The sequence below is a fragment of the Scandinavium hiltneri genome, from assembly GCF_024764835.1.
GTDB lineage: Bacteria > Pseudomonadota > Gammaproteobacteria > Enterobacterales > Enterobacteriaceae > Scandinavium > Scandinavium hiltneri.
Genome location: NZ_JALIGE010000074.1, coordinates 379,134 through 405,352, shown reverse-complemented (window position 1 = coordinate 405,352; position 26,219 = coordinate 379,134). Strand labels below are relative to the sequence as shown.

Genomic DNA, 26,219 nt, shown 5'->3' with positions numbered 1-26,219 from the left:
TTACGGAGCGGGCATCGCCGCAGGCGGGATAACGGAGTTCATCGCCTGCGTTTGTTGTTCGCTCTTTTCAACCCGAGATCGGACAGCGTTATCTTTGCGGAACAAGTCCCACGGTATCAGCAGCGTATCGGCAACGGCGGTAAACGGCATATCCAGAGCGACCAGCGATTTGGTTCCCCAGCCTGTCGTTTCATCGCTAAGCATCTCCGCACTGGCACGCGTTCCAGGATACGTCCCTTCTTTGCCACCAGTGTGAGACATCACGCTGGAGCACCCTGCCAGAACCATCACCCCTGAGTAAAAAACAGGTATCAAAATTAACTTTTTCATCATGCGATATCATCATTGTCGGCACGCGGAGTGCCTCTCTATCGGGTTATAACGGCCCGCTGATAAAATAAATAGTCCGGAAACGGCGCTCTGTGGCGCTTGTCTCATTTTCCTTTCCAAAGCTGTACTCCAGTCTAAGCCTTACAGCCGAAAGTGCAAAAAAAGTAAGACCGTTAGCCTTGATAAACGTTCAAAGGATCCCATTTTAAGAATGTGACCCGATAACGAACATGCCTGAGGGGTGTTCGGGGCGCGTGACCTGTCCATTGTGGAAGGTCTGTAAATTCTCGCTGATTTCAGGAGCTTTTTTATTATGCGTAACTTCGATCTTTCCCCGCTGTATCGTTCCGCGATTGGTTTTGACCGTCTTTTTAATCTGCTCGAAAACAACCAGAGCCAGAGCAACGGCGGATATCCTCCGTATAACGTTGAATTAGTGGACGAAAACCATTATCGCATCGCCATTGCCGTCGCAGGTTTTGCAGAAAGTGAGCTGGATATTACCGCTCAGGACAATCTGCTGGTGGTGAAAGGCTCTCACCCTGACGAACAAAAAGAACGTTCTTATCTGTATCAGGGCATCGCCGAACGAAACTTCGAGCGCAAATTCCAGCTGGCAGAAAATATTCACGTAAAAGGTGCGAACCTGGTGAATGGCCTGCTGTATATCGATTTGGAACGCGTGGTGCCAGAAGCTAATAAACCACGCCGCATCGAAATTAATTAATTCCGACGGGCGGGATACGCCGCCCAACAATAAACCCATGCTTGCCGTAAGGGAGCAACTGCGAGTCCAGAACTTGCAGGCACTCACTCGCTTCTTAGAAGGAGAAATACCATGCGTAATTACGATTTAACCCCAATGCTTCGTCAGTGGATTGGCTTCGATAAACTGGCCAATGCGATGCTCAATACCGGTGAAGCCCAGGGCTTCCCGCCATATAACATTGAAAAGAGCGACGATAACCACTATCGCATTACACTGGCGCTGGCCGGGTTCCGTCAGGACGAATTAGATGTGCAGCTTGAGGGCACACGCCTGACGGTGAAAGGCATGCCGACAAAACCTGAAAAAGAGCCTTCATACCTGCATCAGGGTCTGGTGACGCAAGCGTTCAATCTGAGCTTCACGCTGGCGGAACATATGGAAGTCACTGGCGCGACCTTCACCAACGGTCTGCTGCATATAGATTTGACCCGCAACGTGCCGGAAGAAGTCGCCCCGCAGCGAATCGCTATCAGCGAACGCCCGGCCTTAAACAGCTAATCGTTCATTGCCACCGAAGCCCCGTCAGTCGGGGCTTTTTTGTGCGCCACGATCCATACAGCCCTCGCGATTTCTGTAAGAATCCCTTCAGTTAATAATGTTATTCACAGGGAAAATACGATGAGTGAGATAGCATTGACCGTCAGCGTGTTGGCGCTGGTGGCGGTTATAGGGCTGTGGATAGGCAATATCAAAATTCGCGGCGTTGGGTTTGGTATCGGCGGAGTGCTGTTCGGCGGCATTATCGTTGGCCATTTTGTCGAGCAGGCCGGTGTCACGCTCAGCAGCCCAATGCTGCACTTCATTCAGGAATTTGGCCTGATCCTGTTCGTCTACACCATCGGTATCCAGGTCGGTCCGGGTTTTTTCGCCTCGCTAAGGGTTTCCGGCCTGCGTCTTAATCTCTTCGCTATTCTCATTGTGCTGATTGGCGGCGTGGTGACGGCTTTACTCCACAAACTGTTCGCCATTCCGCTGCCGGTGATGCTCGGTATTTTTTCCGGGGCCGTCACCAATACGCCTGCGCTGGGGGCCGGACAGCAGATTTTGCGCGATCTCGGCGTGCCGTTCGACGTCGTCGATCAGATGGGAATGAGCTACGCGATGGCCTATCCGTTTGGGATTTGCGGCATTCTGCTGACCATGTGGCTGGTTCGCCTGTTCTTTCGGGTCAACGTCGAAAAGGAAGCGCAGCAGTTTGATTCCAGCGTCGGCAACGGTCACGCGAATCTGCACACCATAAATATCCGCGTCGAAAACCCAAATCTCAACGCGCTGGCGATTCAGGATGTGCCAGTGCTCAACAGCGACAACATTATCTGTTCGCGGCTCAAGCGCGACGAGATGCTAATGGTGCCGGCGCCGGGCACCTTGATTCAGGTCGGCGATTTACTGCATCTGGTGGGCCAGCCTGCGGATTTGCACAACGCGCAGCTGGTGATCGGTAAAGAAGTGGAAACCTCGCTTTCAACGCGCGGAACAGACCTCAAAGTGGAGCGCGTGGTCGTCACCAACGAGAAGGTTCTGGGCAAGAAAATCCGCGATCTTCACTTTAAACAGCGTTATGACGTCGTGATTTCCCGACTTAATCGTGCGGGCGTCGAGCTGGTCGCCAGCAGTAATGCCAGCCTGCAGTTTGGCGATATTCTCAATCTGGTCGGGCGTCCGGCGTCGATTGACGCAGTGGCGGCCGAAGTCGGTAATGCTCAGCAAAAATTGCAGCAGGTGCAAATGCTGCCGGTATTTATTGGCATCGGGCTTGGGGTACTGCTCGGGTCCGTACCGCTGTTTATTCCAGGGTTTCCGGTGGCGTTGAAGCTTGGTCTGGCGGGCGGGCCGCTGATTATGGCGCTGATCCTCGGGCGTATCGGCAGCATCGGCAAGCTGTACTGGTTTATGCCACCGAGCGCTAACCTCGCACTGCGTGAACTCGGCATTGTGCTGTTTCTGGCGGTGGTGGGGCTGAAATCCGGTGGTGATTTTGTGCGTACGCTCACCGAAGGAGACGGTCTGAGCTGGATTGCCTATGGCATCGTCATCACCGGTGTACCGCTGCTGACGGTCGGCATTCTGGCGCGGCTGCTCGCTAAGATGAACTACCTGACGCTGTGTGGGATGCTCGCCGGGTCGATGACCGACCCCCCGGCGCTGGCCTTCGCCAACAATCTGCATGCCACCAGCGGTGCGGCGGCGCTGTCATACGCCACGGTGTATCCGCTGGTGATGTTCCTGCGCATCATCACCCCGCAACTGCTGGCGGTACTATTCTGGGGCATGGGTTAACGGACTTTCCAGGTGGATGCGCCGCAGATGGTAATCCACCTGGTATTCGCTGGTATTTCTGAACATAACGGAATAATTAAGATACTCGCCGCTATCACTGTAAGAAAGTGATGTAATGCGCAGCAGCGGCGTTTGCTCCGCAACGTTCATCTGCTGTGCCAGCTGCTTATCCGCCAGCACCGGCGACAGGCTTTCATAGTTTCCGGTGATGGTTATCCCGCACTCATTCTCGATGTAATCAAACTTCGATCCTTCCAGATGAATAAGCGACAGATTACGGAACAGTTTCACCGGCATATAACTGTCTTCCAGCATCAGCGGTTTACCGTCGACGTAGCGCACGCGGCGTGAAAAATAGATGCGCTCGTTAATCTGAATGCGCAGCTGGCTGGCGATAGCGGGCGGAGCGGGCATCACTTCAAAAATGAGCACCTCGCTTCGGACCTCTTTTCCCTGTTGACGCAACACTTCCACCAGCCCGGTCAGATTGGTCGTTTCATGATAAACGTCCTTACGCGTCACGAAAGTGCCGCTGCCATGACGGCGCTCCACCAGCCCCCAGTTAATCAGTAGATCAATCGCTTTTCTCACCGTCATTCGCGCCACGCCAAATTCTAGCGCGAGTTTTTTCTCGCCCGGAAGCGGGCTGCCAACACTGAAATCAGCAGAATTCAGCCGCAGGCGCAGCCGTTCAGCAATGGATTTGTAGATCACTGATAGTCCTCTTTAGCGCGATTCACTGGGAGCATTTGACTCAGAGATGTCCATATTTAACTCAAGAAGTAGACCTGAATAGGTGAAATAAAACCATGAATGCGATCACGGAATGCAGCGGCACTTCATGTCGTCCGGCACGCCGCTACCTATTCTCGAAGCAGGCCAACAAGCCCTTCAAAAAAGGCCACTTACCCTACTGGTTGTTCTATGAGGATGTAAAAATGCTCAGTCAAATACAACGCTTTGGCGGTGCCATGTTTACCCCGGTGTTACTGTTTCCCTTCGCGGGGATCGTGGTGGGAATTGCCATCATGCTCAGCAACCCGCTGTTCGTGGGCCCCGCGCTGACCGCTCCTGACAGTTTATTTGCGCAAATCGTTCATATCATTGAGGAAGGCGGCTGGACCGTGTTCCGCAATATGCCGCTTATCTTCGCCGTTGGACTTCCGATTGGCCTGGCTAAACAGGCTCAGGGCCGGGCGTGTCTGGCTGTCCTGGTGAGCTTCCTGACCTGGAACTACCTGATTAACGCCATGGGGATGACCTGGGGCCACTTTTTCGGCGTCAATTTTTCTGTCGACCCCCTTCCTGGCAGCGGCCTGACGATGATGGCCGGGATAAAAACCCTGGATACCAGCATCATCGGCGCGATAGCCATCTCCGGCATCGTGACTGCGCTGCACAATCGTTACTTCGACAAACCGCTGCCAGTGTTCCTCGGGATATTCCAGGGAACATCATTCGTGGTGATTGTGGCCTTCCTGGTGATGATCCCGTGCGCCTGGCTGACCCTGCTCGGCTGGCCAAAAGTGCAAATGGGCATTGAATCATTGCAGGCCTTTTTACGAACTGCGGGCGCGTTGGGCGTATGGATTTACACCTTCCTTGAACGCATTCTGATCCCAACCGGGCTACATCATTTCGTCTACGGTCCGTTCATTTTTGGTCCGGCGGCGGTGGAAGGCGGCATTCAAATGTACTGGGCGCAGCATTTGCAGGAATTCAGCCAAAGCACCGAGCCGCTGAAAACGCTGTTCCCGCAGGGCGGATTTGCCCTGCACGGCAACTCAAAAGTCTTCGGATCGGTGGGTATCGCCCTGGCGCTGTATTACACCGCCTCGCCTGAAAACCGGGTGAAAGTGGCCGGATTACTCATCCCTGCCACCCTGACGGCGATGCTGGTCGGGATCACCGAACCACTGGAATTCACCTTCCTGTTTATCTCCCCACTGTTGTTTGCGGTGCATGCTGTGCTGGCGGCCACCATGGCTACCGTGATGTACATGTGCGGCGTGGTCGGCAACATGGGCGGCGGTCTGCTGGACCAGTTCCTGCCGCAAAACTGGATCCCTATGTTCCACAACCATGCCTCAATGGTGCTGACGCAAATCGGCATCGGCGTGTGCTTCACCGGCATTTATTTCGTCGTCTTCCGCTTCCTTATTCTCCATTTCAACCTGAAAACGCCGGGCCGCGAAGAGAGCGAAATTAAGCTCTACAGCAAAGCCGATTACAAGGCCGCACGCGGTAAAACCACCGCGACACCAGCTCCGGCCTTTGGCCAGGCAGCAGGCATTCTTCAGGCACTCGGCGGAGCGGCAAATATTGAAAGCATCAATAACTGCGCGACCAGATTGCGCATCGCGTTAGTCGACATGAACAACACCCAAAGCGATGACGTCTTCAAAGCTCTTGGCGCCCACGGCGTGGTGCGTCGCGGCAACGGTATTCAGGTGATTGTCGGGCTGCACGTCCCGCAGGTGCGCGACCAGCTTGAAACCCTAATGAGAACCCCATTATCCAACGAACAAATCCCCATGACGGAGGCTGTATCATGAAAAAATTCTCTGTAGTTATCGCCGGTGGCGGCAGTACTTTTACGCCAGGTATCGTATTGATGTTGCTGCAAAATAAAGACCGCTTCCCGCTGCGCGCGCTGAAGTTCTACGATAACGATGGCGCTCGTCAGGAGGTGATTGCCGAAGCCTGTAAAACCATCCTCAAAGAGCAGGCACCGGAGATTGAATTTAGCTATACCACGGACCCGAAAACGGCCTTTACCGATGTGGATTTTGTGATGGCGCATATTCGCGTTGGCAAATATCCGATGCGTGAGCAGGACGAGAAAATTCCACTGCGCCACGGCGTGCTCGGCCAGGAAACCTGTGGTCCGGGCGGGATTGCCTATGGCATGCGCTCCATCGGTGGCGTGCTGGAACTGGTCGATTACATGGAACAGTATTCACCGAACGCCTGGATGCTTAACTATTCGAACCCGGCGGCGATTGTGGCCGAAGCGACGCGTCGACTGCGTCCGAACGCCAAAATCCTCAATATTTGTGACATGCCGATTGGCATCGAAGGGCGCATGGCGCAAATCGTGGGCCTGAAGGACAGAAAACAAATGCGCGTGCGTTATTACGGGCTGAACCACTTCGGCTGGTGGACGTCGATAGAAGATCTGGAAGGCAATGATTTAATGCCGAAATTGCGCGAACATGTGGCGAAATACGGCTATGTGCCGCCTTCTAACGATCCGCATACCGAAGCGAGCTGGAATGATACGTTCGCCAAAGCGAAGGATGTCCAGGCGCTGGACCCGGATACTATGCCGAATACCTATCTGAAATATTACCTGTTCCCGGATTACGTCGTTGAGCATTCAAACCCGGCGCGGACCCGCGCGAATGAAGTGATGGATCACCGTGAGAAGCATGTGTTTGGTGCCTGTCGGGCAATTATCGAAGCGGGTAACGCGTCTGCGGGTGAGTTAGAAATCGACGAACACGCGTCGTATATCGTTGATTTAGCGGCAGCTATCGCCTTTAACACCCAGGAGAGGATGTTGCTTATTGTGCCGAACAATGGCGCTATTCATAACTTTGACGCCGATGCGATGGTGGAAATTCCGTGCCTGGTCGGCAAAAGCGGGCCGCAACCGCTGACGGTCGGCGACATCCCGAATTTCCAGAAAGGACTAATGAGCCAGCAGGTGGCGGTGGAAAAACTGGTGGTCGATGCCTGGGAGCAGCGCTCGTACCGGAAACTGTGGCAGGCCATCACGTTGTCTAAAACGGTGCCAGGCGCGTCCGTCGCGAAGGCGATTCTCGACGATCTGATTGAAGCCAATAAGGCGTACTGGCCAGAACTTCACTGATCCCCATGCTGCTCAGCCTGCGCCTTCATAACCGTTGAAGGCGTCAGGTTGAAGCGGCGTTTGAACGCTTTGCTGAAGTGAAACGAATCGAAAAAATTAAGCATATCCGCCACTTTTCCCACCGTCTGCCCCTGTTGTTTAAGCAATGAATGCGCCAGATCCAGCCGCGCATCGAGGTAATACTCTTTTGGCGTTTTACCGGTATAGCGTAAAAACAAACGCCGCAAATATTGCTCGCTGCACTGCATCTTTTGCGCCATCTCCTTCACGCTCCAGTTTTTTTGCAGATCGCTATGCAGCACCGAGAGTAATTTCTCAATCTGAATAAGCAATGCATCTTTTTTTCCATTCTCTGAAATAAGACAAATCCACTGGTATATTATTTTGGTGAGAAATGCGACTGCCAGATTGTTTTTAAGCGGTGATTTTTGGGTGATCATGAACGCCACTTCGGCTAATTCCTGATTAAACACGTCCCCGTTATATATTATACCGGTTTGTAATAGCGGAATTTCCATCACGCTTGTAGGGATAAATTCCATCCAGTATTGTTCCCAGAGTAAACCCTCGCAGTGATAAGACTGAATGTCCATCGGGTTCAGGAAGATAATACAATTACCGTTGAGCGTTATTTCACTGCCGTCGCGTAACAGCAGTTTTCCGCAGCCCTGAAGGGTGTAGATGGCGACCCACGAGTTAGGGATCAGCGGTTTTTTCTTATCCCTGGGCCATATTACCTTATAACTTTCATCCGCCAGCGTATGCCAAAGTGAGATAAGCGAAATCCCGCTGGAGATCACATTTTCGTCAAGAACCAGCGGGATATTGTAGGTGGTTTCGTTTTTTACATTTGAAAGAATAGTTTTTCCATTCATTTTATTTCGCCGGCGACCAATTATCAGCCCAACCCATAAAGGGGATCATAACCCTGGCATAATAAAACGTTAAAGGGCTGCATGATGAACATTCAACAAATTGTGAGCTTTATTGCATTTACCCTCCTGGTAGCCGTCATCACCTGGTGGAAAGTCCGAAAACAGGATACCGGTTCAGAACAAGGATATTTCCTCGCAGGACGTTCGTTAAAAGCGCCGATAATTGCCGCCTCGTTAATGCTGACCAACCTCTCTACCGAACAGCTGGTGGGGCTCTCCGGCCAGGCCTATCGCAGCGGCATGTCGGTGATGGGCTGGGAAGTTACCTCCGCGGTGACGCTCATCTTCCTCGCGCTGATTTTCCTGCCACGCTACCTGCAACGCGGCATCGCCACCATTCCGGATTTTCTCGAAGAGCGGTACGACAAAACTACCCGCATCATCATCGATTTCTGTTTTCTCATCGCCACCGGCGTTTGCTTCCTGCCGATCGTCCTCTATTCCGGTGCGCTGGCGCTCAACAGCCTGTTTCACGTCGGCGATTCGCTGGGCATTTCTCAGGGCGCGGCCATCTGGCTGCTGGTGATTTTGTTAGGCGTGGCGGGCATTCTTTACGCGGTCGTTGGCGGAATGCGCGCGATGGCGATTGCCGATTCAATTAACGGCATCGGCCTGGTGATTGGCGGCCTGATGGTGCCAGTCTTTGGCTTGATCGTGATGGGCGGCGGCAGCTTTTTTCAAGGGCTGGAAAGGCTCACCACCGTACACGCCGAAAAGCTGAACTCCATCGGTGGCAGTCATGACCCGCTGCCGATTGGCGCGGCATTCACCGGGCTAATCCTTGTGAACACCTTCTACTGGTGCACCAATCAGGGCATTGTCCAGCGCACGCTGGCCTCGAAAAGCCTCGCTGAAGGGCAAAAAGGGGCGCTACTGACCGCGGTGCTGAAGATGCTCGATCCGCTGATTCTGGTGCTGCCTGGGCTTATTGCGTTTCACCTGTTCCAGGATTTACCGAGCGCCGACATGGCCTATCCGGCGCTGGTCAGCAAAGTGCTGCCCGTGCCGCTGATCGGCTTTTTTGGTGCGGTGTTATTTGGCGCGGTGATCAGCACCTTCAACGGTTTCCTTAACAGCGCCAGCACGCTGTTCAGCATGGGGATTTATCGCCGCATCATCAATGAAAACGCTCAGCCGGACCAGCTGGTGCGCGTGGGGCGGCGGTTTGGTTTGCTCATCGCCGTGGTGTCGCTGCTGGTTGCGCCGTGGATAGCCAACGCGCCGGAAGGGCTCTATAGCTGGATGAAACAGCTCAACGGTATCTACAACGTGCCTCTGGTGACCATCATCATCATGGGCTTTTTCTTTCCTCGCATCCCGGCCCTGGCCGCCAAAGTGGCGATGTTCCTCGGTATTTGCAGCTACATCACCATCAACTACCTGGTGAAGTTCGATATCCATTTCCTCTACGTGCTGGCCTGCACCTTCTGCATCAACGTGGTGGTTATGCTGGTGATTGGTGCCATTAAACCCCGCGCCACGCCGTTCAAATTTCACGATGCCTTTGCGGTGGATATGCAGCCGTGGAAAAACGCGAAGATTGCCTCAGTGGGCATTCTGTTCGCGATGATCGGCGTGTACTCCGGGCTGGCGCAGTTCGGTGGCTATCACGTGCAGTGGCTGACCATTCTGAGCTACGGCATCACCGCCGCGGTGGTGGTGTATCTCATTTTCTCTCGCTGGCAGGCGCGCCGCGTTGAGCCTGCCGTTTTCGCTTCAGACATTAAGGAGAAGCCATGAGCCGCCCGAATTTCCTGTTCATCATGACCGACACCCAAGCCACCAACATGGTCGGGTGTTACAGCGGGAAGCCGTTGAATACGCAACATATCGACAGCCTGGCCGCGGAAGGCATCCGCTTTAATTCCGCTTATACCTGCTCCCCGGTCTGCACACCCGCGCGCGCCGGGCTATTCACTGGAATTTATGCCAATCAGTCCGGGCCGTGGACCAACAACGTCGCGCCGGGGAAAAACATCTCCACCATGGGGCGCTATTTCCAGGATGCGGGCTATCACACCTGCTTCATCGGCAAATGGCATCTCGACGGGCACGACTATTTCGGCACCGGCGTGTGCCCGCCGGAATGGGACGCGGAGTACTGGTTCGACGGCGCGAACTATTTGTCAGAACTGACCGAAGAGCAGATCAGCCTGTGGCGCAATGGGCTGAATAGCGTGGAAGATTTACAGACGCATCAGATAGATGAAACCTTCACCTGGGCGCATCGCATCAGCAACCGGGCGATTGATTTTCTGCATCAGCCAACACGCAGCGACGAGCCGTTCCTGATGGTGGTCTCCTACGACGAGCCGCATCATCCGTTCACCTGTCCGGTGGAGTATCTGGAGAAATATCAGGACTTTTACTACGATTTGGGCGAAAAGGCGCACGACAGTCTGGATGGCAAACCGCTGCATCATCGACTGTGGGCGGACGCAATGCCTTCGCCCGTCGGAGAAGATGCCCGCTATCACCATCCAATGTATTTTGCCTGCAATGATTTTGTCGACGATCAGATTGGCCGGGTGATTAACGCCCTCACGGCCGAACAGCGTGAAAACACTTGGGTGATTTATACCTCGGATCACGGCGAAATGATGGGCGCGCACAAGCTCATCAGTAAAGGTGCGGCGATGTACGATGACATCACCCGCATCCCCCTGATTATGCGGCCTCCGCACGGGGAACCGACGCAGGTGAACACACCCGTCAGCCACATTGATTTGCTGCCCACGATGATGGCGCTGGCGGGCATTCATCAGCCCGACATTTTGCCTGGTGAAAATATACTGCGCGCCAATGCCGATCGTGGGGTGATGGTGGAATTTAACCGCTATGAAATCGAACACGACAGCTTCGGCGGTTTTATTCCGGTGCGCTGCTGGGTAACGGAGCGCTGGAAACTGGTGCTCAACCTGTTTACTACGGATGAACTGTACGACAGACACAGCGACCCGAATGAACTGCGCAACCTGATTGAAGATGCCGACTACGTCAGTATTCGCGATTCGATGCACGACAGCCTGTTGGATTACATGGATAAAATTCGCGATCCGTTCCGCACCTATCAGTGGAGTTTGCGTCCGTGGCGCACACAGGCGCAGCCGCGCTGGATGGGCGCGTTCCGCCCGCGGCCGGAAGATGGTTACTCGCCGGTGGTGCGTGACTACGATACCGGCCTGCCCACTCAGGGTGTTAAGGTGGAAGAGAAAACGCAGAAGTTTTGATGACCGGTTTCGCCCTCTCTCACGGGAGCGGGCGAAGGCGTAAAGGAGCAGAAATGAAAATATCCCGCCTCGGTGAAGCGCCGGATTACCGCTTCTCGTTGGCTAATGAGCGCACCTTTTTGGCCTGGATCCGCACCGCGCTCGGCTTTCTGGCGGCGGGCGTCGGGCTTGATCAGCTGGCGCCCGACTTCGCGACGCCGCTCATCCGTGAAGTGTTGGCGCTTTTGCTGTGCCTGTTTGCGGGTGTGCTGGCGATTTACGGCTATCTGCGCTGGCTGAATAACGAAAAAGCGATGCGCCTGAAAGAGGATTTGCCCTACACCCGCGGGCTGCTGATTATCAGCGTCGCGCTACTGGCCGTAGTGGTGGCGGTCATGCTGCTGGTGTTTTATGCCGGATAAACGCAAAGCCCGTCGCGAAAGCGATCCGGGTTTGCAGCCGGAACGCACCTCGCTGGCCTGGTTACGTACCCTGTTGGGCTACGGCGCGTTGATGGCGCTGGCTGTCAAACACAGCTGGCATCGCGCGGGTACGCCGTTCTGGCTGTCGTTGGCGGTGCTGGCGCTGGTGGCAGCCGTTCTCTGGCGATATACCTGGCAGCGAAATTTGATGGCGGAAGAAACGTCTGATTTTTTACATCCGCGCGCGGTGCGTGACAAATTTATGATCTCCCTCGCAGTGCTCTCCCTCGCAATATTGTTTGCTGTAACGCATCTTAAGCAAATCGTGCTGTTTATCAAAGGAGTCACATGACAGGCTGTCACGTCATGGCCAAACCGGCCAGTTCGCGCTGTAATCTTCACTGCCGCTACTGCTTTTACCTCGATAAACCCCAACAAACTGACATGAACGATGCCACACTCGAGGCGTTTATTCGCCAGCAGATTGAGGCGCAGCCGGGGGATGACGTGCAGTTTGCGTGGCAGGGCGGTGAGCCGACGCTGTGTGGCGTGGATTTTTTCCGCCGTGTGGTGGCGCTACAGCAGCGGTATGCCGGTGAAAAGCGCATCTATAACGCCTTTCAGACCAACGGGATTTTGCTGAACGATGAATGGTGCCGCTTTTTTAAAGCGCACGGCTGGCTGGTGGGTGTCTCGATAGATGGACCTGCGGAAATGCACGACGCCATGCGCGTCAGCCGTAGCGAAAATACTACTCACCAGAAGGTACTGAACGCCATCGAAACCCTGAAAGCGCACGACGTAGAGTTTAATCTGCTGGTGGTGGTGGGCCGTCATAACTGTGCGAAGCCGCAGACGCTTTACCGCTACTTGCGTGAGCTTGGGACGCCGTTTATACAATTCATTCCGCTGCTGGAGATGAACGACGATCGGACGCCGGACGACCACTCTGTTCCTGCCGATGCATGGGGTGCGTTTTTGCGCGGCGTGTTTGATGTGTGGGTACGGGAAGATATCAGCCGCATATTTGTGCAGCTGTTCGATTCAACGCTTGGCATATGGAACGGGTTTTCCTCACAAATGTGCGCCATGAGTGAAACCTGCGGCCATGCGTTTGCGCTGGAAAGTAACGGCGACGTGTATCAGTGCGATCACTACGTTTATCCGTCATACCGTCTCGGCAATATCCATCACCAGACGCTGAGCGACATAACCGCCAGCGACGCCGCGCGTGATTTTGGCCTCGACAAAAAGCGTACCATCAGCAACGAATGCCGCACCTGCCGCGCATTGCGTCTTTGTAACGGTGACTGCCCAAAACACCGCGACGCCAGCGGGAAAAGTGCGCTCTGCGAAGGATATCTCGACTTTTTCAGCTACACCGCAGCGTACATGAAAGTCATGCGTGACTTAATTCGCCATCAACGTTCGCCAATGGAAATTATGACGATGTTAAAATGAGTCAGCAGGCCCGACAATTGTGCTCCGCCGGGCCTATCTCCGCCTTAAATCGTCTGCTGATGCTGATTAAACCGGGAAGCCAACGGCAGCCAGCATAGCAATATCAACAGTCCCATCAGCGTCATCAGCAGGCCCAGACTGCTTTGTCCAGTTTGCGGGAGCAGCGCGGAAAGCCAGGCCAGCGCACCGGAACCGATGTTCTGCAGGCCGCCGATCAGGGCTCCAGCTGTTCCGGCGAGGAACGGGAAAGGCTCCATCGCGCCGCTGGTGGCGAGCGGGAACAGCATCCCGGCACCGAAGAAGAATAGCGCCGCAGGGACCAACAGCGTCCAGACGTTCATCACCCCGAGAAGGCCCGGGATCCACATCATCAGCCCCGCCAGCAGACAGCTAATGACCGACTGCCACATCATGCTGGAGAAGCGCTTGTTCTGGCGTCCGGCGAACCAGGCGCCGAAAAACGCCGCCGGAATCGGCAGAATAAACAGAATACTCACCACCATACTGCTCAGACCAAGCCCTGCGCCCAGCAGCACGCCGGAGCAAGCTTCGAATACTGCAATTCCCGCCAGGCCGCCAATCAGCATCATCACGTAGCAGGTGAACGGCCCGTTGCCGAGCAGTGTTTTATAACGTGTGGTAAAGCGGGTTGGCGGCGCATCCTGGGGACGCGTTTCCGGCATCCAGCGCGCCATGCTCAGCGTCACGCCCATACACAGCACCAGCAGGAAACCGTAGCACGCGCGCCAGCTCCAGACCGTATCGAGCATCCCGCCAATCAGCGGTGCCAGTAGTGGGCTAACCAGAATGCCCATGTTCAGCAAACTGTTCGCATGGCGCAGCTGCGTGCCTTCATACAAGTCGCGCGGCAAGGTGCGCGCCATGACGCCGCCCACACCGGTGCCCATACCTTGCAGGGCGCTGGCGGCAATAAGCATCGTCAGGCTGTGCGTGGTCATGGCAATAACCGTCGCCAGCATAAAAATCGTCATGCCGACGAGGATAACCGGTCGGCGGCCCACGCGGTCTGAAAGCGGACCGTAGAATAATTGCGACACGCCGTAGGTCAGTAGATAAGCGGCCATGACACTCTGGACCGCACCTTCACGCACGTTCAGTTCGCGCGCCATGTCAGCAATGGCTGGAATATAAATGGTTTGCGCCATCTGTCCGACAGCCACCAGCAGTACCAGCATCAGCAGCAAATTGACGTTCTTATGCCTTTTCATTCGATGATTACTTTGTGAAGGGTTAAAAAGAAAGAATATGTGACTATTAAATCAGCAAAGTCCGCGAGGAATCTACCACAGTAAAATGACAGAACAACCACCGGGGAAGGATCGACGAAACGGCATCAGGCAGGTTTTGTAAACGATATTCGGCAACAATTGTTGCCAGAGTGGATCAGGACAGGCGCAGCATAATTGCGCCGAGGGCAATCCCGCAGGCGGCGGCCAGGCGCAGCCACGTCACTCGCTCTTTGAGGATAACCAGTGCAATGGCCGCCCCGAACAGAATTGAGGTTTCACGCAGCGCCGCCACGACCGCTAGCGGAGCCTGAGTCATCGCCCACAGCGCCAGGCCATAAGAGCCCATGGTGCCGAGGCCGCCAAAAATACCCTTCTTCCAGTGAAGACGCATGTAGCGGGAGACCTCGAGGCGGCGAGAGACCATCGCCCAACCGAGCAGGCAAAAACCGTTCATCAAAAATGTCCACAGGGTATAGCCGAGCGCGGAGCCGGAAAGCCGCACGCCCGTGCCGTCGACCAGCGTATAACTGGCAATGAAACAGGCGTTGATCAGTGCCAGCGTCACCCCTTTTCTTGACCCGCTTCGACCGTTCAGCGCCATCGCCAAAATCGACAGACAGATAACGCCGATACCCATCCACGCTAAAGAAGAGAGCTGCTCGCCCGGTAAAAATAGGCTGACCGTCGCCACCAGCAACGGCGCGGTGCCGCGCATCAGCGGGTAGGTCTGACTCATGTCTGAGACCTGGTAGGTCTTCGCGACCAGGACGGTGTAAACCACCTGTAAACTGCAGGAAGCAAGCAGCCACGGCGCACTGGCCAGGGCAGGCTGTGGAGAAAAGGGCAGCAGCACAAAGGCTATCAGCGATGCGGAACCGCTCACGCTGATGGCGGAGTAGAGTTTATCGCTCCCCGCCTTGACGATAGCATTCCAGCTGGCATGCAGCAGGGCGGCAAACAGCAACACAAAAAAGACGGTCAGAGTCATGGCACAGCCAGTCGTGAAGTGTCATACGACTGTAACATTCTGCTGTATGATCAACCAGCTACAGTGCACAAAACCGCCAAAGTAGGGTGAACGGTTGAAAGAGGGGAGGTTGCCCGCCCCTCTTTGGTACGGCCTGAACCTGATTACCGTAAGGTTTTCAGGACTGCATCAAGCAGTTGCAGCAACGCAACCATGAGTTTCAGGACCAACACTGCCAGTTCCATTCCACCCATACGTTTCTCCTGTAGTGTAAGGAGAACTTCCGGCTGACTTACCTTTCCGCTGCCTGTCACCAGCCGTTTGTTGACGTAACACAGTGTGCTCTCCCGGGGGTTAAGGCGCTGACGGCACCACCCGTTTCAGCCAGGACTTTTTGCGCGCCGGTCGAACATGCGGCCCCCAAATGGCTCACTGCGAACAGCTTCAGTATAGATAAATACTGTATGAATGAACAGGTGTTTTTTTTGTCGGCAAAATCACTGGGCTGTCTCATACTCATTTATGCGGTAAACCGTGGGCGAAATTGCGCGATCGCCGCCGATCGCGTATACTTTTGCCGTTGACGTAACACAGTGCGCTTCGCGGATACCACCCGCAAACCACTGACGAAACCTCGCTCCGGCGGGGTTTTTTGTTTTCTGAGGTTTTGCAGAGAAACGTGATCGACAGTTCAGATTTTTGTGGTGAATCATAAAGCGCTTGCCGCGCATCGCCGCCTGTGCTTGTATAAATCCAGTCAACAACACAACGTCATGGTCCCTAATGAACATCAACCTGAACGCAATCAACCTACTACCAACTGCGCAACCAGCCGCAGTGGTCGTCGTGCGTGTGGTGGTGGTCGTCGGCAATGCGCCGTAGGGTCCGGAACACACGATTCCAAAACCCCGCCGGCGCAAACCGGCGGGGTTTTTCGTTTAAGCCCCCCGGAAAGTCGGCCCACAAGAAAAGGACTGGAGCATGACAACTTCGGGCACAATGTCATCACAGGCGGCGTCATCTCAGACGACGTCACAGGCAAAGCGTTTTACCGGCGCACAGCTGATTGTTCACTTACTGGAACGTCAGGGCATCACCATTGTGGCGGGTATTCCAGGCGGCACGGTTTTACCGCTGTACGACGCGCTCAGCCAAAGCAAGCAGATCCGTCACGTACTGGCCCGCCATGAACAGGGCGCAGGGTTTATCGCCCAGGGTATGGCGCGTACACAGGGCAAACCGGCTGTCTGTATGGCCTGTAGCGGCCCCGGCGCGACCAACCTGGTCACCGCAATTGCCGATGCGCGCCTCGATTCTATTCCGCTGGTGTGCATTACCGGTCAGGTTCCTGCCTCGATGATCGGTACCGATGCGTTCCAGGAAGTGGACACCTACGGCATCTCCATCCCCATCACCAAACACAACTATTTAGTCCGTGACATCAGCGAGCTTCCGCAGGTGATCAGCGACGCGTTTCGTATTGCGCAGTCTGGCCGTCCAGGCCCGGTGTGGGTGGATATTCCGAAGGATGTTCAGACCGCTGAAATCGATATCGACGATCTGCCGATGCCGGGCTGTAAAGCACCTGCCCCGGTGTTTAACCTGGCTGATGTGCGCGATGCCGCGGCGATGATTAACAGCGCCAAACGCCCGGTACTGTATCTTGGCGGCGGGGTGATCAACGTCCCGGAGCACATCCGCAAACTGGCGGAAAAAGCCAATCTGCCGACCACCATGACCCTGATGGCGTTGGGTATGCTGCCTAAAGCGCATCCGCTGTCGTTAGGGATGCTCGGAATGCATGGCGCACGCAGTACCAACCACGTTATGCAAGAGGCTGATTTGCTGATTGTTTTAGGCGCACGTTTTGATGACCGGGCGATTGGGAAAACCGAGCAATTCTGCCCGAACGCCAAAATCATTCACGTCGATATCGACCGCGCAGAGCTGGGTAAAATCAAACAGCCTCATGTGGCAATTCAGGCCGATGTGGGCGACGTTCTGGACCAGCTGATCCCGTTGGTTGAAGCCCAGCCGCGCGCCGAGTGGCGTCAGCTGGTGGCGGATTTGCAACAGGAATTCCCGTCAGCCATTCCGCAAGCGGGCGACCCGTTGACCCATTACGGTCTGATTAACGCCGTGGCGGCGTGTGTGGACGACGACGCGATTGTCACCACCGACGTCGGCCAGCATCAGATGTGGACCGCGCAGGCGTATCCGCTCAATCGTCCGCGTCAGTGGTTGACGTCCGGCGGGCTGGGCACGATGGGCTTTGGCCTGCCTGCGGCAGTGGGTGCGGCGCTGGCGAATCCGCATCGCAAAGTGTTGTGTTTCTCCGGTGACGGTAGCCTGATGATGAACATTCAGGAAATGGCGACTGCGGCGGAAAATCAGCTCGACGTAAAAATTATCCTGATGAACAACGAGGCGCTGGGGCTGGTGCATCAGCAGCAAAGTCTGTTCTACAAACAGGGTGTTTTTGCCGCCACCTATCCGGGAATGATTAACTTTATGCAGATTGCGCAGGGCTTTGGCCTGCAAACCTGTGACCTGAATTCGGCCGAGGATCCACAGGCCGCGTTGCAGGAGATTATTTCCCGCCCGGGACCGGCGCTGATTCATGTGCGTATCGATCCTGAGCAAAAAGTCTGGCCAATGGTACCGCCGGGTGCCGCGAATACTGAAATGGTGGGGGAATAAGCCATGCAAAACGCAATTCATGACAACGTCATTCTGGAACTCACCGTGCGCAACCATCCCGGAGTCATGACCCACGTCTGTGGCCTGTTTGCTCGCCGCGCGTTTAACGTGGAAGGTATTCTTTGTCTACCGATCCAGAACAGCGATAAAAGCCGCATCTGGCTATTAGTGAACAACGATCAACGTCTGGAGCAGATGATTAGCCAAATTGATAAGCTCGAAGACGTCACTCAGGTGACCCGCCACCAGAGCGACCCTGGCGTGTTCAACAAGCTGGGGCTGTTTTTTGAATAATTCCTGCCGTTGACGGATAACGCAGCCACTGAGGCATACAGCCCGGTGGCTGTTTTTCTTTCAGTGATAATCACATTATGGGGCGTTTGTCTGTCGACATCGCGATAGATGCCATTATCATGTGCGGGCAGAGGAAGGCTGAGAGGACGCATGATCTGGTTGACGTTAGCCACCTTAGTGGTGGTATTTGTGGTGGGTTTTCGGGTATTAACCTCTGACTCTCGCCGGGCTATTAAACGCCTGAGCGAAAGAATGGGCATTACACCGATGCATGTTGAATCGATGATCGATCAGATGGGAAAGCGTGCGGGTGAAGAGTACCTGCATTATTTGCACCGTCCCAATGAAGCGCATTTGCAGAATGCCGCCCAGGTTTTGCTTATCTGGCAGGTCGCGGTGGTCGATGCCAGCGAATCCAATCTTCACTACTGGCACCGTCAGTTGCAAAAAGCGCGTCTCGCCGCCCCGGTGACCGATGCGCAAATTCGTTTGGCGCTGGGCTTTTTGCGTGAGCTGGAGCCGGATGTTTCCGAGTTCAACGCGTTCCAGCACCGTTACAACCTGCTGTTTATGCCGCAGGATGGGGTGAGCTGGTTGCATTGATTGATGTGTTTTTCCCCTCACCCCGACCCTTTCCCCAAAGAGGCGAAGGAGAAAATCAGGGGAGCAGGATTATCCCCTCTCCCCGTGGGAGAGGGTTAGGGAGATGGCACTTTCAGAGCGTAATCACCACTGAATTCCCCTGAGCAGCAATCACCACACCCCATTCGCTACCGGACTGTGAACCGCCTTGCACGCCGTTGACCTGCTGCATGTTACGCAGACACAGCGTCCAATCGCGCGATTCGCCAGTACCTTCCACGGTAATGGTGCCGCCAGAACGTTTCGCCTTCAACGTGAAGAGGGTTGAACCGTCGGCCGCAGGCACCTGACACACTGCTTCGCGTCCGTCCTCGAGACTAAATAGCTGGAATGCCGTGCCTTCATGCCATGCGTAGTCCGGCTTCTGAGTGTTGTTACCCAGCGCCAACAGTGTGTTGTCACGCACGTACACCGGCAGGCTTAGCGCGTCATGCTGCTGCTTATGCCAGCGGCTGCCCGTTACCTCGTCGTTGTGCCACAGGTGCGTCCAACGGCCTTCCGGCAGATAGAACTGCACATCGCCCGCTTCGCTGAATACCGGCGCCACCAGAACTGAATCGCCGAGCATGTACTGCCGGTCCAGATAATCACAGGTTGGATCTTCCGGGAACTCCAGCATCATCGAACGCAGCACCGGCGTACCGGTTTCGCGGGCAATCGCCGCCTGACGATACAGATACGGCATCATCCGGCACTTCAGCTCGGTGAAATGACGCACCACGTCGCAGGATTCATCATCGTATGCCCACGGCACACGGTAGGATTTGCTGCCGTGCAGGCGGCTGTGGCTCGACAACAGGCCAAATGCGCACCAGCGTTTATAGACGTGCGCCGGAGCGGTATTTTCGAAGCCGCCGATATCGTGACTCCAGAAACCAAAGCCTGACATACCAATCGACAGCCCACCGCGCAGGCTTTCGGCCATCGATTCGTAGTTGGCGTAGCAGTCGCCACCCCAGTGCACCGGGAACTGCTGTGCGCCGACGGAAGCTGAACGTGCAAACAGCACCGCTTCCTGCTCGCCCAGCGTCTCTTTCAGCACGTTCCACACCAGTTCGTTGTAGATGAACGCGTAATGGTTGTGCATTTTCTGCGGGTCAGAGCCGTCATGCCAGACGACATCCGTCGGAATGCGCTCGCCGAAATCAGTTTTGAAGCAGTCGACACCGATATCCACCAGGCCTTTCAGCTTGTCGGCATACCACTGGCACGCTTCCGGGTTGGTGAAATCGTAAATCGCCAGCCCAGGCTGCCATTTATCCCACTGCCAGAGCGAGCCGTCCGGGCGTTTGAGCAAATAGCCCTTTTCTTTCAGTTCTTTAAATACAGGCGATTTCTGCCCGATGTACGGGTTAATCCACACGCAGACTTTCAGCCCTTTGGCTTTCAGGCGGCGGATCATTCCTTCCGGGTCCGGGAACGTCACCGGATCCCACTCGAAATCACACCACTGGAACGCCTTCATCCAGAAGCAGTCGAAATGGAACACGTGTAGCGGCAGATTGCGCTCGGCCATTCCGTCGATAAAGCTGTTTACCGTCGCTTCGTCATAATTGGTGGTGAATGAGGTCGTCAGCCACAGGCCGAATGACCACGCCGGCGGCAGCGCCGGGCGGCCGGTAAATTGTGTATAGCGGTTCAGGACGTCTTTCGGGGTCGGGCCATCAATCACAAAATATTCGAGATATTCGCTTTCGACGCTGAACTGCACTTTCGAGACTTTCTCGGATCCGACTTCAAACGACACGCACTCCGGGTGATTGACCAGCACGCCGTAGCCGCGGTTGGTGAGGTAAAAGGGAATGTTTTTGTACGACTGTTCGGTGCTGGTGCCGCCATCGCGGTTCCAGGTGTCGATGGTCTGACCGTTGCGCACCAGCGCGGTGAAGCGCTCGCCAAGGCCGTAGACGGTTTCACCCACGCCTAAATCCAGGCGTTCGAACATGTAATTACGATCGCTGTGGGTGTCCTGCACGTAACCGTTGTTTTTCACCTGGCTACCGGTGATACGCACGCCATTGCGCAGAAAATCCAGCGCCCAGAATTCGCCTTTCGAGACGCGTATGCTGAGATTGCCGCTTTTCAGCTCGGCAAATTCGGCAGTGTTTTGCATCTCAACTTTCACATCCTGCTGCACATTTAGCGGGTAGTGCGGGCCGTTATCCAGCGCGCCCTGGAAATGCTCAATGCGCACGCCCACCACGCCTTCCTGCGGGGAGAAAAAGCGCAGCGTAAACAGCGGCGTATCCAGCTGCCAGGTGCGTTCACGCACATCGCGCGGGGCGGCATACACCACCATTTCGTTACCCTGCTGTTCGACGTCGAACACCTGCAGCGGGTGAATTAGATTCAGGCCAGGTTGAATGAGCCAGTTTCCATCACTGATTTTCATGCCTTGTTCCTCTTAGTTCGGTAATTCTTTGCTGACCGGAGCCTGCTCAACGTCTTGCTGAGTGCGGCGCGCGCCCTGCGCGATATCCGCCATGATTTTGCGTAAATACGGGGTTTTCAGCGTGTAATAACGCCTGGCGATAACGGCGCTCAGCAGATAGCAGGCCGCCGGAACGAGGGTAAACAGCGCAATAATGATGCTGATGGTGTCGCTGTTTTGGGTTTTGGCCCCGGCGTCATAGCCGCCCGCCGCCAGCATCCAGCCAATCATTGCACCGCCCAGCGCCAGGCCGAGCTTCAGGACAAACAGCGTGCCCGCGAAGCTGATGCCGGTCAGGCGTTTGCCGTTGCACCATTCGCCATAGTCGACGGTGTCGGACATCATTACCCACTGAATTGGCGTCACCAGCTGGTGGAGCACGCCAATCACGAAGATGAAGCCAAACATCACGAAATTGGCCTGAATCGGCACGAAGAACATCGCCACGCTCAGCACCGTCAGCGCCGCGTTGGTCCACCAGAACACGCTGACTTTACATTTCCAGTCGGTGAGTGGTTTCGCCAGCGCGGAGCCAATCAGGTTGCCGACGCAGTAAGTGCACAGGAAGGCGGTGAACAGCCCGGCGGAGCCCATAATCCAGGTGGCGTAGTACATCATCGCGCCGCCGCGCACGCAGACCGCGAGGATGTTGAGAATGGTCAGCAGGCCGACGATACGCCATTGGTCGTTTTGCCAGATATCTCGCAGATCTTCACGCATTGATGAGGTGCTCGGCGGCACCTGAATGCGCTCTTTGGTATTGAAGAAACAGAAGGCTAGCATCAGGAAGGCCACCACCGACAGCACCGCAATGCCGCCCTGGAAGCCGAATGCTTTGTCGTCGCCACCAATCAGGTTCACCAGCGGCATCATCAGCACCGTGGAGAGCATGCCGCCTGCCGTCGCCAGCACGAAGCGCCAGGACTGCAGGGAGATGCGCTGCGTTGGGTCGTCGGTTATCACCCCGCCCAGCGCGCAGTAAGGGATGTTGACCACGGTATACAGCAGGGTGAGGAGGGTGTAGGTGACGGCGGCGTAAATCAGTTTTCCGTTGTGGGAGAGGTCTGGCGAGCTATAGGCCAGCACGCACACGAGACCAAAGGGAATAGCCCCAAACAGGATCCACGGCCGGAATTTGCCCCAGCGGCTGCGGGTACGGTCGGCGAGCAGACCCATGCACGGGTCGGAAATTGCATCAAGTGCGCGGGCGAGCAAAAACATAGTGCCGACAAAACCGGCGGGAATACCAAAAATATCGGTATAAAAAAACATCATGTACAACATGACGTTATCAAAAATGATATGGCTGGCGGCGTCTCCCATGCCGTAGCCAATCTTCTCCTTCACGGATAACACTTCATGACTCATTTTTTATCCCTCAACAGCGTCATCGAACATCAGTAACCGGTTACATGGTTGTAATTCATCGACGGCACCGATGGAATTCCAATATCTCGTTAGCGGATTACGTTTCTTGTTTTCTGTGATCGCGGTTGGGAAGATAAATGTTTAAAAATGTAACTAACGGATTTTGTAGGGTTTTATGGGGGTTGTGGTGGTTTACTGCACAGGTATCAGGAAATAATTAGATCAAAGAGTGGGGTAACTGCCTGAAAGTAGCTATAATGCGCACCGCCTCCATGTAGCAATCGAGGCGCGGAAGGTCGTCGTCTCCGGTGAGGCGGCTGGACTTCAAATCCAGATGGGACCGCCAGCGGCCCCGGGCAGGTTCGACTCCTGTGATCTTCCGCCAATTTGCTTCTCTCAAACTCCACGCAACTCAATAAATCCCTTATAATACCAGCAACCAACGCCATTCATGGTCTCCTGATGTCAATGCGTGTCTACCAAGGTCAAGTATCTTTTGGGGGCATCATTGGGGGCATGAAAGGTGCCCCCATTTTCGAGACGCCCCCAATGAAGCTATGCCCGCTTCGCGGCAGACCGTCCTCAACGATCCGGCCTGTTTCGATGACTTCAATACGGTGATTATCTGGTGCCCAGTAAATCGTGCTTTGCGCATAGCGATCTCCTCAGGTGACGTAATCAGTATGTCGGAAGATCTCTAAAAGTGAATGGTCCGGTTAAGCGGGATGCTTACACTTTCACGAATTCTTTCCTTGATCGCTGAGTGTTAAGTGAGAGACAAAGACTGCATAGAGTTACCTTTCCATACCGATAATGAGTATAAATAATGAAAACACGTATCGATGCAGAGCAGATAGTTAACACCTTTTTGGGCTATACGACGATAAACACCACCGCGGAACCAGGTAACCCACATCTTCCCAGCAGTGATAATCAACGTCAGTTAGCCCAACGGGTGGCAGATGAATTATCTTCTACGGGCAGCGTCAAAGCACAGGTTGCAGACAATGCAATTACCACGTTAAGCCTAGCGGCTAATTGTCCTGAAATGCCTGCCATTGTCTTCTTTGCTCACCTTGATACCGCCCCCGATCATACCAGTGACACCCAAGCGCAACGGGTGAAAAACTACCAGGGCGGGGATATCGTTCTGCCCGCAACCGGTGAAGTTATCTCCCCTGCAGCCTTCCCGGAGTTACAGCACTATCTGGGCCAGGACATCATTACCACCGATGGCAGCAGCCTGCTGGGAGCGGATGACAAAGCCGCTATCGCCGCCGCCGTCGAGGCGATCCGCTACATGACAGTCACCCCGGATTTCAAACACGGAGAGATAAAACTGGTCCTGCTGCCTGATGAAGAGATCGGCATTCGTGGTGCCAAAGCGTTGGATGTGCCAGGGCTTAACGCTGATTTTGGTATTTGTCTCGACTGCTGTGGCGTCGGCGAATATGTCATTGAAAACTGGTACGCAGGTAGCGCAAAGATTACCTTTAAAGGGGTCACTGCCCATCCAATGAGTGCAAAAGGTAAATTGGTCAATGCGTTGCTGATGGCTAATGACGTAATTAATGCCCTGCCCGTCGCCGAGCGGCCGGAATTAACCGAAGGACGCGAAGGTTATTTCTGGGTGCAAAAATTAGCCGGTGATACCGCATGCGCTACCCTGGACTTAGCCATTCGTGACTTTGAAAGTGACAGCTATCAAAACAGAAAATCGACCTTACAGACCATTATCGATCGATTACAAAGTCGCTTTGGCCGTGAAAATATTATCCTGGAATTGTCTGACACCTATGGCAATGTCAAAGAAGGTCTAGATAAAAATCCGGTTATTTTGGCCAGTGTTCAGCAGGCAATGCTCAACCTGGGAATTACCCCTAAGCCATTGATCATGCGCGGTGGCTACGATGGCAGTGTTATCACCCCAGCGGGCTTACCAACAGTAAATATCTTTACCGGCGCGCATAACTTCCATTCCACTACTGAGTTTATTCCTGTTGAATCACTACGACTGTCAGGGGAGATGTTGCTGGAAATCGTCGAGCTTAGCGGTAAAGGAACTGCAGCATGAATAAGTGGATTATCGAATTTGTTCTCTACGCCGTGTACATGATTTTTGGTGCGGCCTGGGCGACAACGGGAGCTGTCATGCCACAAATCATGGCGGACTTTACTATCGACGTGTCACATGCCGCGCTGATGTCGAACGTTATCCTGTGGGCGAAAATTATAGGCGCAGTGGGGACGTCAGTCCTCACCGTGAAGTTAGGTGCCCGGAAATCCTATCTGCTCGGTTGCGTGTTGACGGGCTTATCAGTCCTCATTCCGTGGACCAATAACTTTGAGTTGTTGCTGGTTATACGCTTCCTCGGCGGGCTGGGCGGCGCTATTTGCCTGGTCTCCCTGGTGCCGACTGTGGCGCGCTTTTTCAACAATAAAACCGCCTCAGCGCTTAATAGCCTGAACTGTACTTCCAATATTGTCGGCACCATTATCGCGCTGACGCTGACCGCCAGCCTGTCTCAACTGTTTGGTGGCTGGCGTAATCTGCTGGCGGTGTATGGGGTGATTACTCTGATCCTTGGCGCGGTGTGGTTTATCTTTTTCACTGATGAGAGGGTCGACAGCAAACAGACTGCCTCCTCTTTCGACATGAGCGAACTCAAAGAAGCGGTATTCAGCCGTGTGGTCTGGGGGATGGTGGCTCAGTATGTCGGCGCGATGATCATGATGGTCTTCATGTTTACTTTCTTACCGCTCTACTATGACAAATACGCCCACCTGCCGGTTGGCTCACATGCCCATCTCAGTGGTACTGTCAACCAGGTGGGGATTATGCTGGGAGCAATTATTGGTCCATTCTTTAAAGCCCGGGGCTACCACTATAAAAGCTGGTTATTTATCTCTAGTATCGTGATGGCGATTACCACCTTCATTATGCTCTTTGCTACCAATGACGTACTGATCCTTAGCTGTTCGTTTATCACCGGCTTTGTCTTTGCCACCTGGTTTGCCTTTATATTTTCGATCCCAAAAGAGAGTGCGCAAAATGTCAGTACGCGCCGGGTGACCTATATGATGTCCACGTTCTGGGTCAGTACCTTTATCCTGGCCACTATTAACAGTCAGCTAATTGCCCTGTCTGTGGATATCACGGGCGGCTTCACCACAGGCTTTAGCTGGGTGTTTGCCCTGATGGTTATCTCACCGATCCTGGCGCTGTTAATCTTCCCGAAAAAAGCGTCTCTGAAGGTGTTACAGCACTAAGAGCCCGAACCGCCAGT

The 26,219-nt window shown here is 54.6% G+C and carries 24 protein-coding genes, 1 tRNA gene and 1 other annotated feature; of the genes, 17 read left to right on the top strand and 8 right to left on the bottom strand.

All coding sequences use genetic code 11. The features are described from left to right. Positions 1-333 carry a YceK/YidQ family lipoprotein gene (locus tag MUU47_RS14850; RefSeq protein ID WP_258988934.1) on the bottom strand — a complete coding sequence of 111 codons (333 nt, stop codon included), beginning with the start codon at positions 331-333 and terminating at the stop codon, positions 1-3. Between the two features lie 242 nt (positions 334-575). Then, positions 576-650: a sequence feature (ROSE (Repression Of Heat Shock gene Expression) occurs in the 5'-region of heat shock genes and acts as an RNA thermometer to modulate expression.), on the top strand. Here MUU47_RS14850 and ibpA point away from each other — a divergent pair. The 3 genes from ibpA (at position 644) to MUU47_RS14835 (ending at position 3,379) form a co-directional block, all read left to right on the top strand. Beyond that, positions 644-1,057: a small heat shock chaperone IbpA gene (gene ibpA, locus MUU47_RS14845; RefSeq protein ID WP_110510384.1), complete on the top strand. Its 414-nt coding sequence runs from the start codon at positions 644-646 to the stop codon at positions 1,055-1,057. It overlaps the preceding feature by 7 nt. 111 nt (positions 1,058-1,168) lie before the next feature. Beyond that, complete coding sequence (ibpB, locus tag MUU47_RS14840) at positions 1,169-1,597, top strand: small heat shock chaperone IbpB (RefSeq protein ID WP_258988933.1); 429 nt, start codon at positions 1,169-1,171, stop codon at positions 1,595-1,597. 120 nt (positions 1,598-1,717) lie between these two features. Beyond that, positions 1,718-3,379, top strand: a complete 1,662-nt coding sequence (locus tag MUU47_RS14835) for a putative transporter (protein ID WP_258988932.1) — start codon at positions 1,718-1,720, stop codon at positions 3,377-3,379. Here MUU47_RS14835 and MUU47_RS14830 read toward each other — a convergent pair. Continuing rightward, positions 3,359-4,093, bottom strand: a complete 735-nt coding sequence (locus MUU47_RS14830; RefSeq protein WP_258988931.1) for a GntR family transcriptional regulator — start codon at positions 4,091-4,093, stop codon at positions 3,359-3,361. The two genes, MUU47_RS14835 and MUU47_RS14830, sit on opposite strands and share 21 nt — an antisense overlap. A gap of 224 nt (positions 4,094-4,317) precedes the next feature. Here MUU47_RS14830 and MUU47_RS14825 point away from each other — a divergent pair, with 224 nt between their 5' ends. Both MUU47_RS14825 and MUU47_RS14820 read left to right on the top strand, forming a co-directional pair. Next, on the top strand, positions 4,318-5,934 hold the full coding sequence (locus tag MUU47_RS14825; protein ID WP_258988930.1) for an alpha-glucoside-specific PTS transporter subunit IIBC: 1,617 nt from the start codon (positions 4,318-4,320) through the stop codon (positions 5,932-5,934). Then, entirely contained in the window at positions 5,931-7,253 is a 1,323-nt protein-coding gene (locus MUU47_RS14820) for a 6-phospho-alpha-glucosidase (protein ID WP_258988929.1), read from the top strand. The genes MUU47_RS14825 and MUU47_RS14820 overlap by 4 nt, the downstream gene beginning before the upstream one ends. Here MUU47_RS14820 and MUU47_RS14815 read toward each other — a convergent pair. Beyond that, positions 7,247-8,128 (bottom strand): helix-turn-helix transcriptional regulator, encoded by an 882-nt coding sequence (locus MUU47_RS14815; RefSeq protein ID WP_258988928.1) that lies wholly within the window; start codon positions 8,126-8,128, stop codon positions 7,247-7,249. The genes MUU47_RS14820 and MUU47_RS14815 overlap by 7 nt on opposite strands. Before the next feature lie 84 nt (positions 8,129-8,212). Here MUU47_RS14815 and MUU47_RS14810 point away from each other — a divergent pair, with 84 nt between their 5' ends. The 5 genes from MUU47_RS14810 to MUU47_RS14790 are packed head-to-tail and all read left to right on the top strand — an operon-like array spanning position 8,213 to position 13,280. Further along, complete coding sequence (locus MUU47_RS14810; protein WP_258988927.1) at positions 8,213-9,928, top strand: solute:sodium symporter family transporter; 1,716 nt, start codon at positions 8,213-8,215, stop codon at positions 9,926-9,928. Further along, positions 9,925-11,418: a sulfatase-like hydrolase/transferase gene (locus MUU47_RS14805; RefSeq protein ID WP_258988926.1), complete on the top strand. Its 1,494-nt coding sequence runs from the start codon at positions 9,925-9,927 to the stop codon at positions 11,416-11,418. The genes MUU47_RS14810 and MUU47_RS14805 overlap by 4 nt, the downstream gene beginning before the upstream one ends. A gap of 53 nt (positions 11,419-11,471) precedes the next feature. Then, the gene (locus tag MUU47_RS14800) at positions 11,472-11,819 is read left to right on the top strand and encodes a YidH family protein (protein ID WP_159768912.1); all 348 of its coding nucleotides are present in this window, start codon (positions 11,472-11,474) and stop codon (positions 11,817-11,819) included. Further along, a complete protein-coding gene (locus MUU47_RS14795) occupies positions 11,809-12,171 on the top strand; it encodes a DUF202 domain-containing protein (RefSeq protein WP_258988924.1) in 363 nt (120 codons plus the stop codon). The genes MUU47_RS14800 and MUU47_RS14795 overlap by 11 nt, the downstream gene beginning before the upstream one ends. After that, on the top strand, positions 12,168-13,280 hold the full coding sequence (locus MUU47_RS14790; RefSeq protein ID WP_258988923.1) for an anaerobic sulfatase maturase: 1,113 nt from the start codon (positions 12,168-12,170) through the stop codon (positions 13,278-13,280). Before MUU47_RS14795 ends, MUU47_RS14790 begins: the two co-directional genes overlap by 4 nt. A gap of 44 nt (positions 13,281-13,324) precedes the next feature. Here MUU47_RS14790 and emrD read toward each other — a convergent pair whose 3' ends face one another. The 3 genes from emrD to tisB form a co-directional block, all read right to left on the bottom strand. After that, positions 13,325-14,509, bottom strand: a complete 1,185-nt coding sequence (emrD, locus tag MUU47_RS14785; RefSeq protein WP_159768921.1) for a multidrug efflux MFS transporter EmrD — start codon at positions 14,507-14,509, stop codon at positions 13,325-13,327. 175 nt (positions 14,510-14,684) lie between these two features. Further along, entirely contained in the window at positions 14,685-15,518 is an 834-nt protein-coding gene (locus MUU47_RS14780; RefSeq protein ID WP_258988922.1) for an EamA family transporter, read from the bottom strand. A 143-nt stretch (positions 15,519-15,661) separates the two neighbouring features. Beyond that, on the bottom strand, positions 15,662-15,751 hold the full coding sequence (gene tisB, locus MUU47_RS14775; protein ID WP_258988921.1) for a type I toxin-antitoxin system toxin TisB: 90 nt from the start codon (positions 15,749-15,751) through the stop codon (positions 15,662-15,664). A gap of 529 nt (positions 15,752-16,280) precedes the next feature. On the opposite strand from tisB, the gene ivbL reads away from it, so the two are divergent. From ivbL to MUU47_RS14755, 4 genes are all read left to right on the top strand, one after another. Then, the gene (gene ivbL, locus MUU47_RS14770; protein WP_154161092.1) at positions 16,281-16,379 is read left to right on the top strand and encodes an ilvB operon leader peptide IvbL; all 99 of its coding nucleotides are present in this window, start codon (positions 16,281-16,283) and stop codon (positions 16,377-16,379) included. A 117-nt stretch (positions 16,380-16,496) separates the two neighbouring features. Next, entirely contained in the window at positions 16,497-18,197 is a 1,701-nt protein-coding gene (gene ilvB, locus MUU47_RS14765) for an acetolactate synthase large subunit (protein ID WP_258988978.1), read from the top strand. A gap of 3 nt (positions 18,198-18,200) precedes the next feature. Beyond that, the gene (ilvN, locus tag MUU47_RS14760; protein ID WP_110510373.1) at positions 18,201-18,491 is read left to right on the top strand and encodes an acetolactate synthase small subunit; all 291 of its coding nucleotides are present in this window, start codon (positions 18,201-18,203) and stop codon (positions 18,489-18,491) included. Between the two features lie 150 nt (positions 18,492-18,641). Beyond that, a complete protein-coding gene (locus MUU47_RS14755) occupies positions 18,642-19,094 on the top strand; it encodes a DUF1198 family protein (protein WP_258988920.1) in 453 nt (150 codons plus the stop codon). A gap of 112 nt (positions 19,095-19,206) precedes the next feature. On the opposite strand, the gene yicI is transcribed toward MUU47_RS14755, so the two are convergent. Together yicI and MUU47_RS14745 are read right to left on the bottom strand one after the other, a co-directional pair. Continuing rightward, positions 19,207-21,525, bottom strand: coding sequence for an alpha-xylosidase (yicI, locus tag MUU47_RS14750; RefSeq protein WP_258988919.1), 2,319 nt, complete (start codon positions 21,523-21,525; stop codon positions 19,207-19,209). A 12-nt stretch (positions 21,526-21,537) separates the two neighbouring features. Then, the gene (locus tag MUU47_RS14745) at positions 21,538-22,932 is read right to left on the bottom strand and encodes a glycoside-pentoside-hexuronide family transporter (protein ID WP_258988918.1); all 1,395 of its coding nucleotides are present in this window, start codon (positions 22,930-22,932) and stop codon (positions 21,538-21,540) included. Between the two features lie 290 nt (positions 22,933-23,222). Between MUU47_RS14745 and MUU47_RS14740 the strand changes: the two genes are divergently transcribed. From MUU47_RS14740 to MUU47_RS14730, 3 genes are all read left to right on the top strand, one after another. After that, positions 23,223-23,317 (top strand) — tRNA-Sec (locus MUU47_RS14740). A gap of 441 nt (positions 23,318-23,758) precedes the next feature. After that, positions 23,759-25,006: a peptidase T gene (gene pepT, locus MUU47_RS14735; protein ID WP_258988917.1), complete on the top strand. Its 1,248-nt coding sequence runs from the start codon at positions 23,759-23,761 to the stop codon at positions 25,004-25,006. Further along, on the top strand, positions 25,003-26,202 hold the full coding sequence (locus MUU47_RS14730; RefSeq protein WP_258988916.1) for an MFS transporter: 1,200 nt from the start codon (positions 25,003-25,005) through the stop codon (positions 26,200-26,202). The genes pepT and MUU47_RS14730 overlap by 4 nt, the downstream gene beginning before the upstream one ends. Positions 26,203-26,219 lie beyond the last annotated feature (17 nt).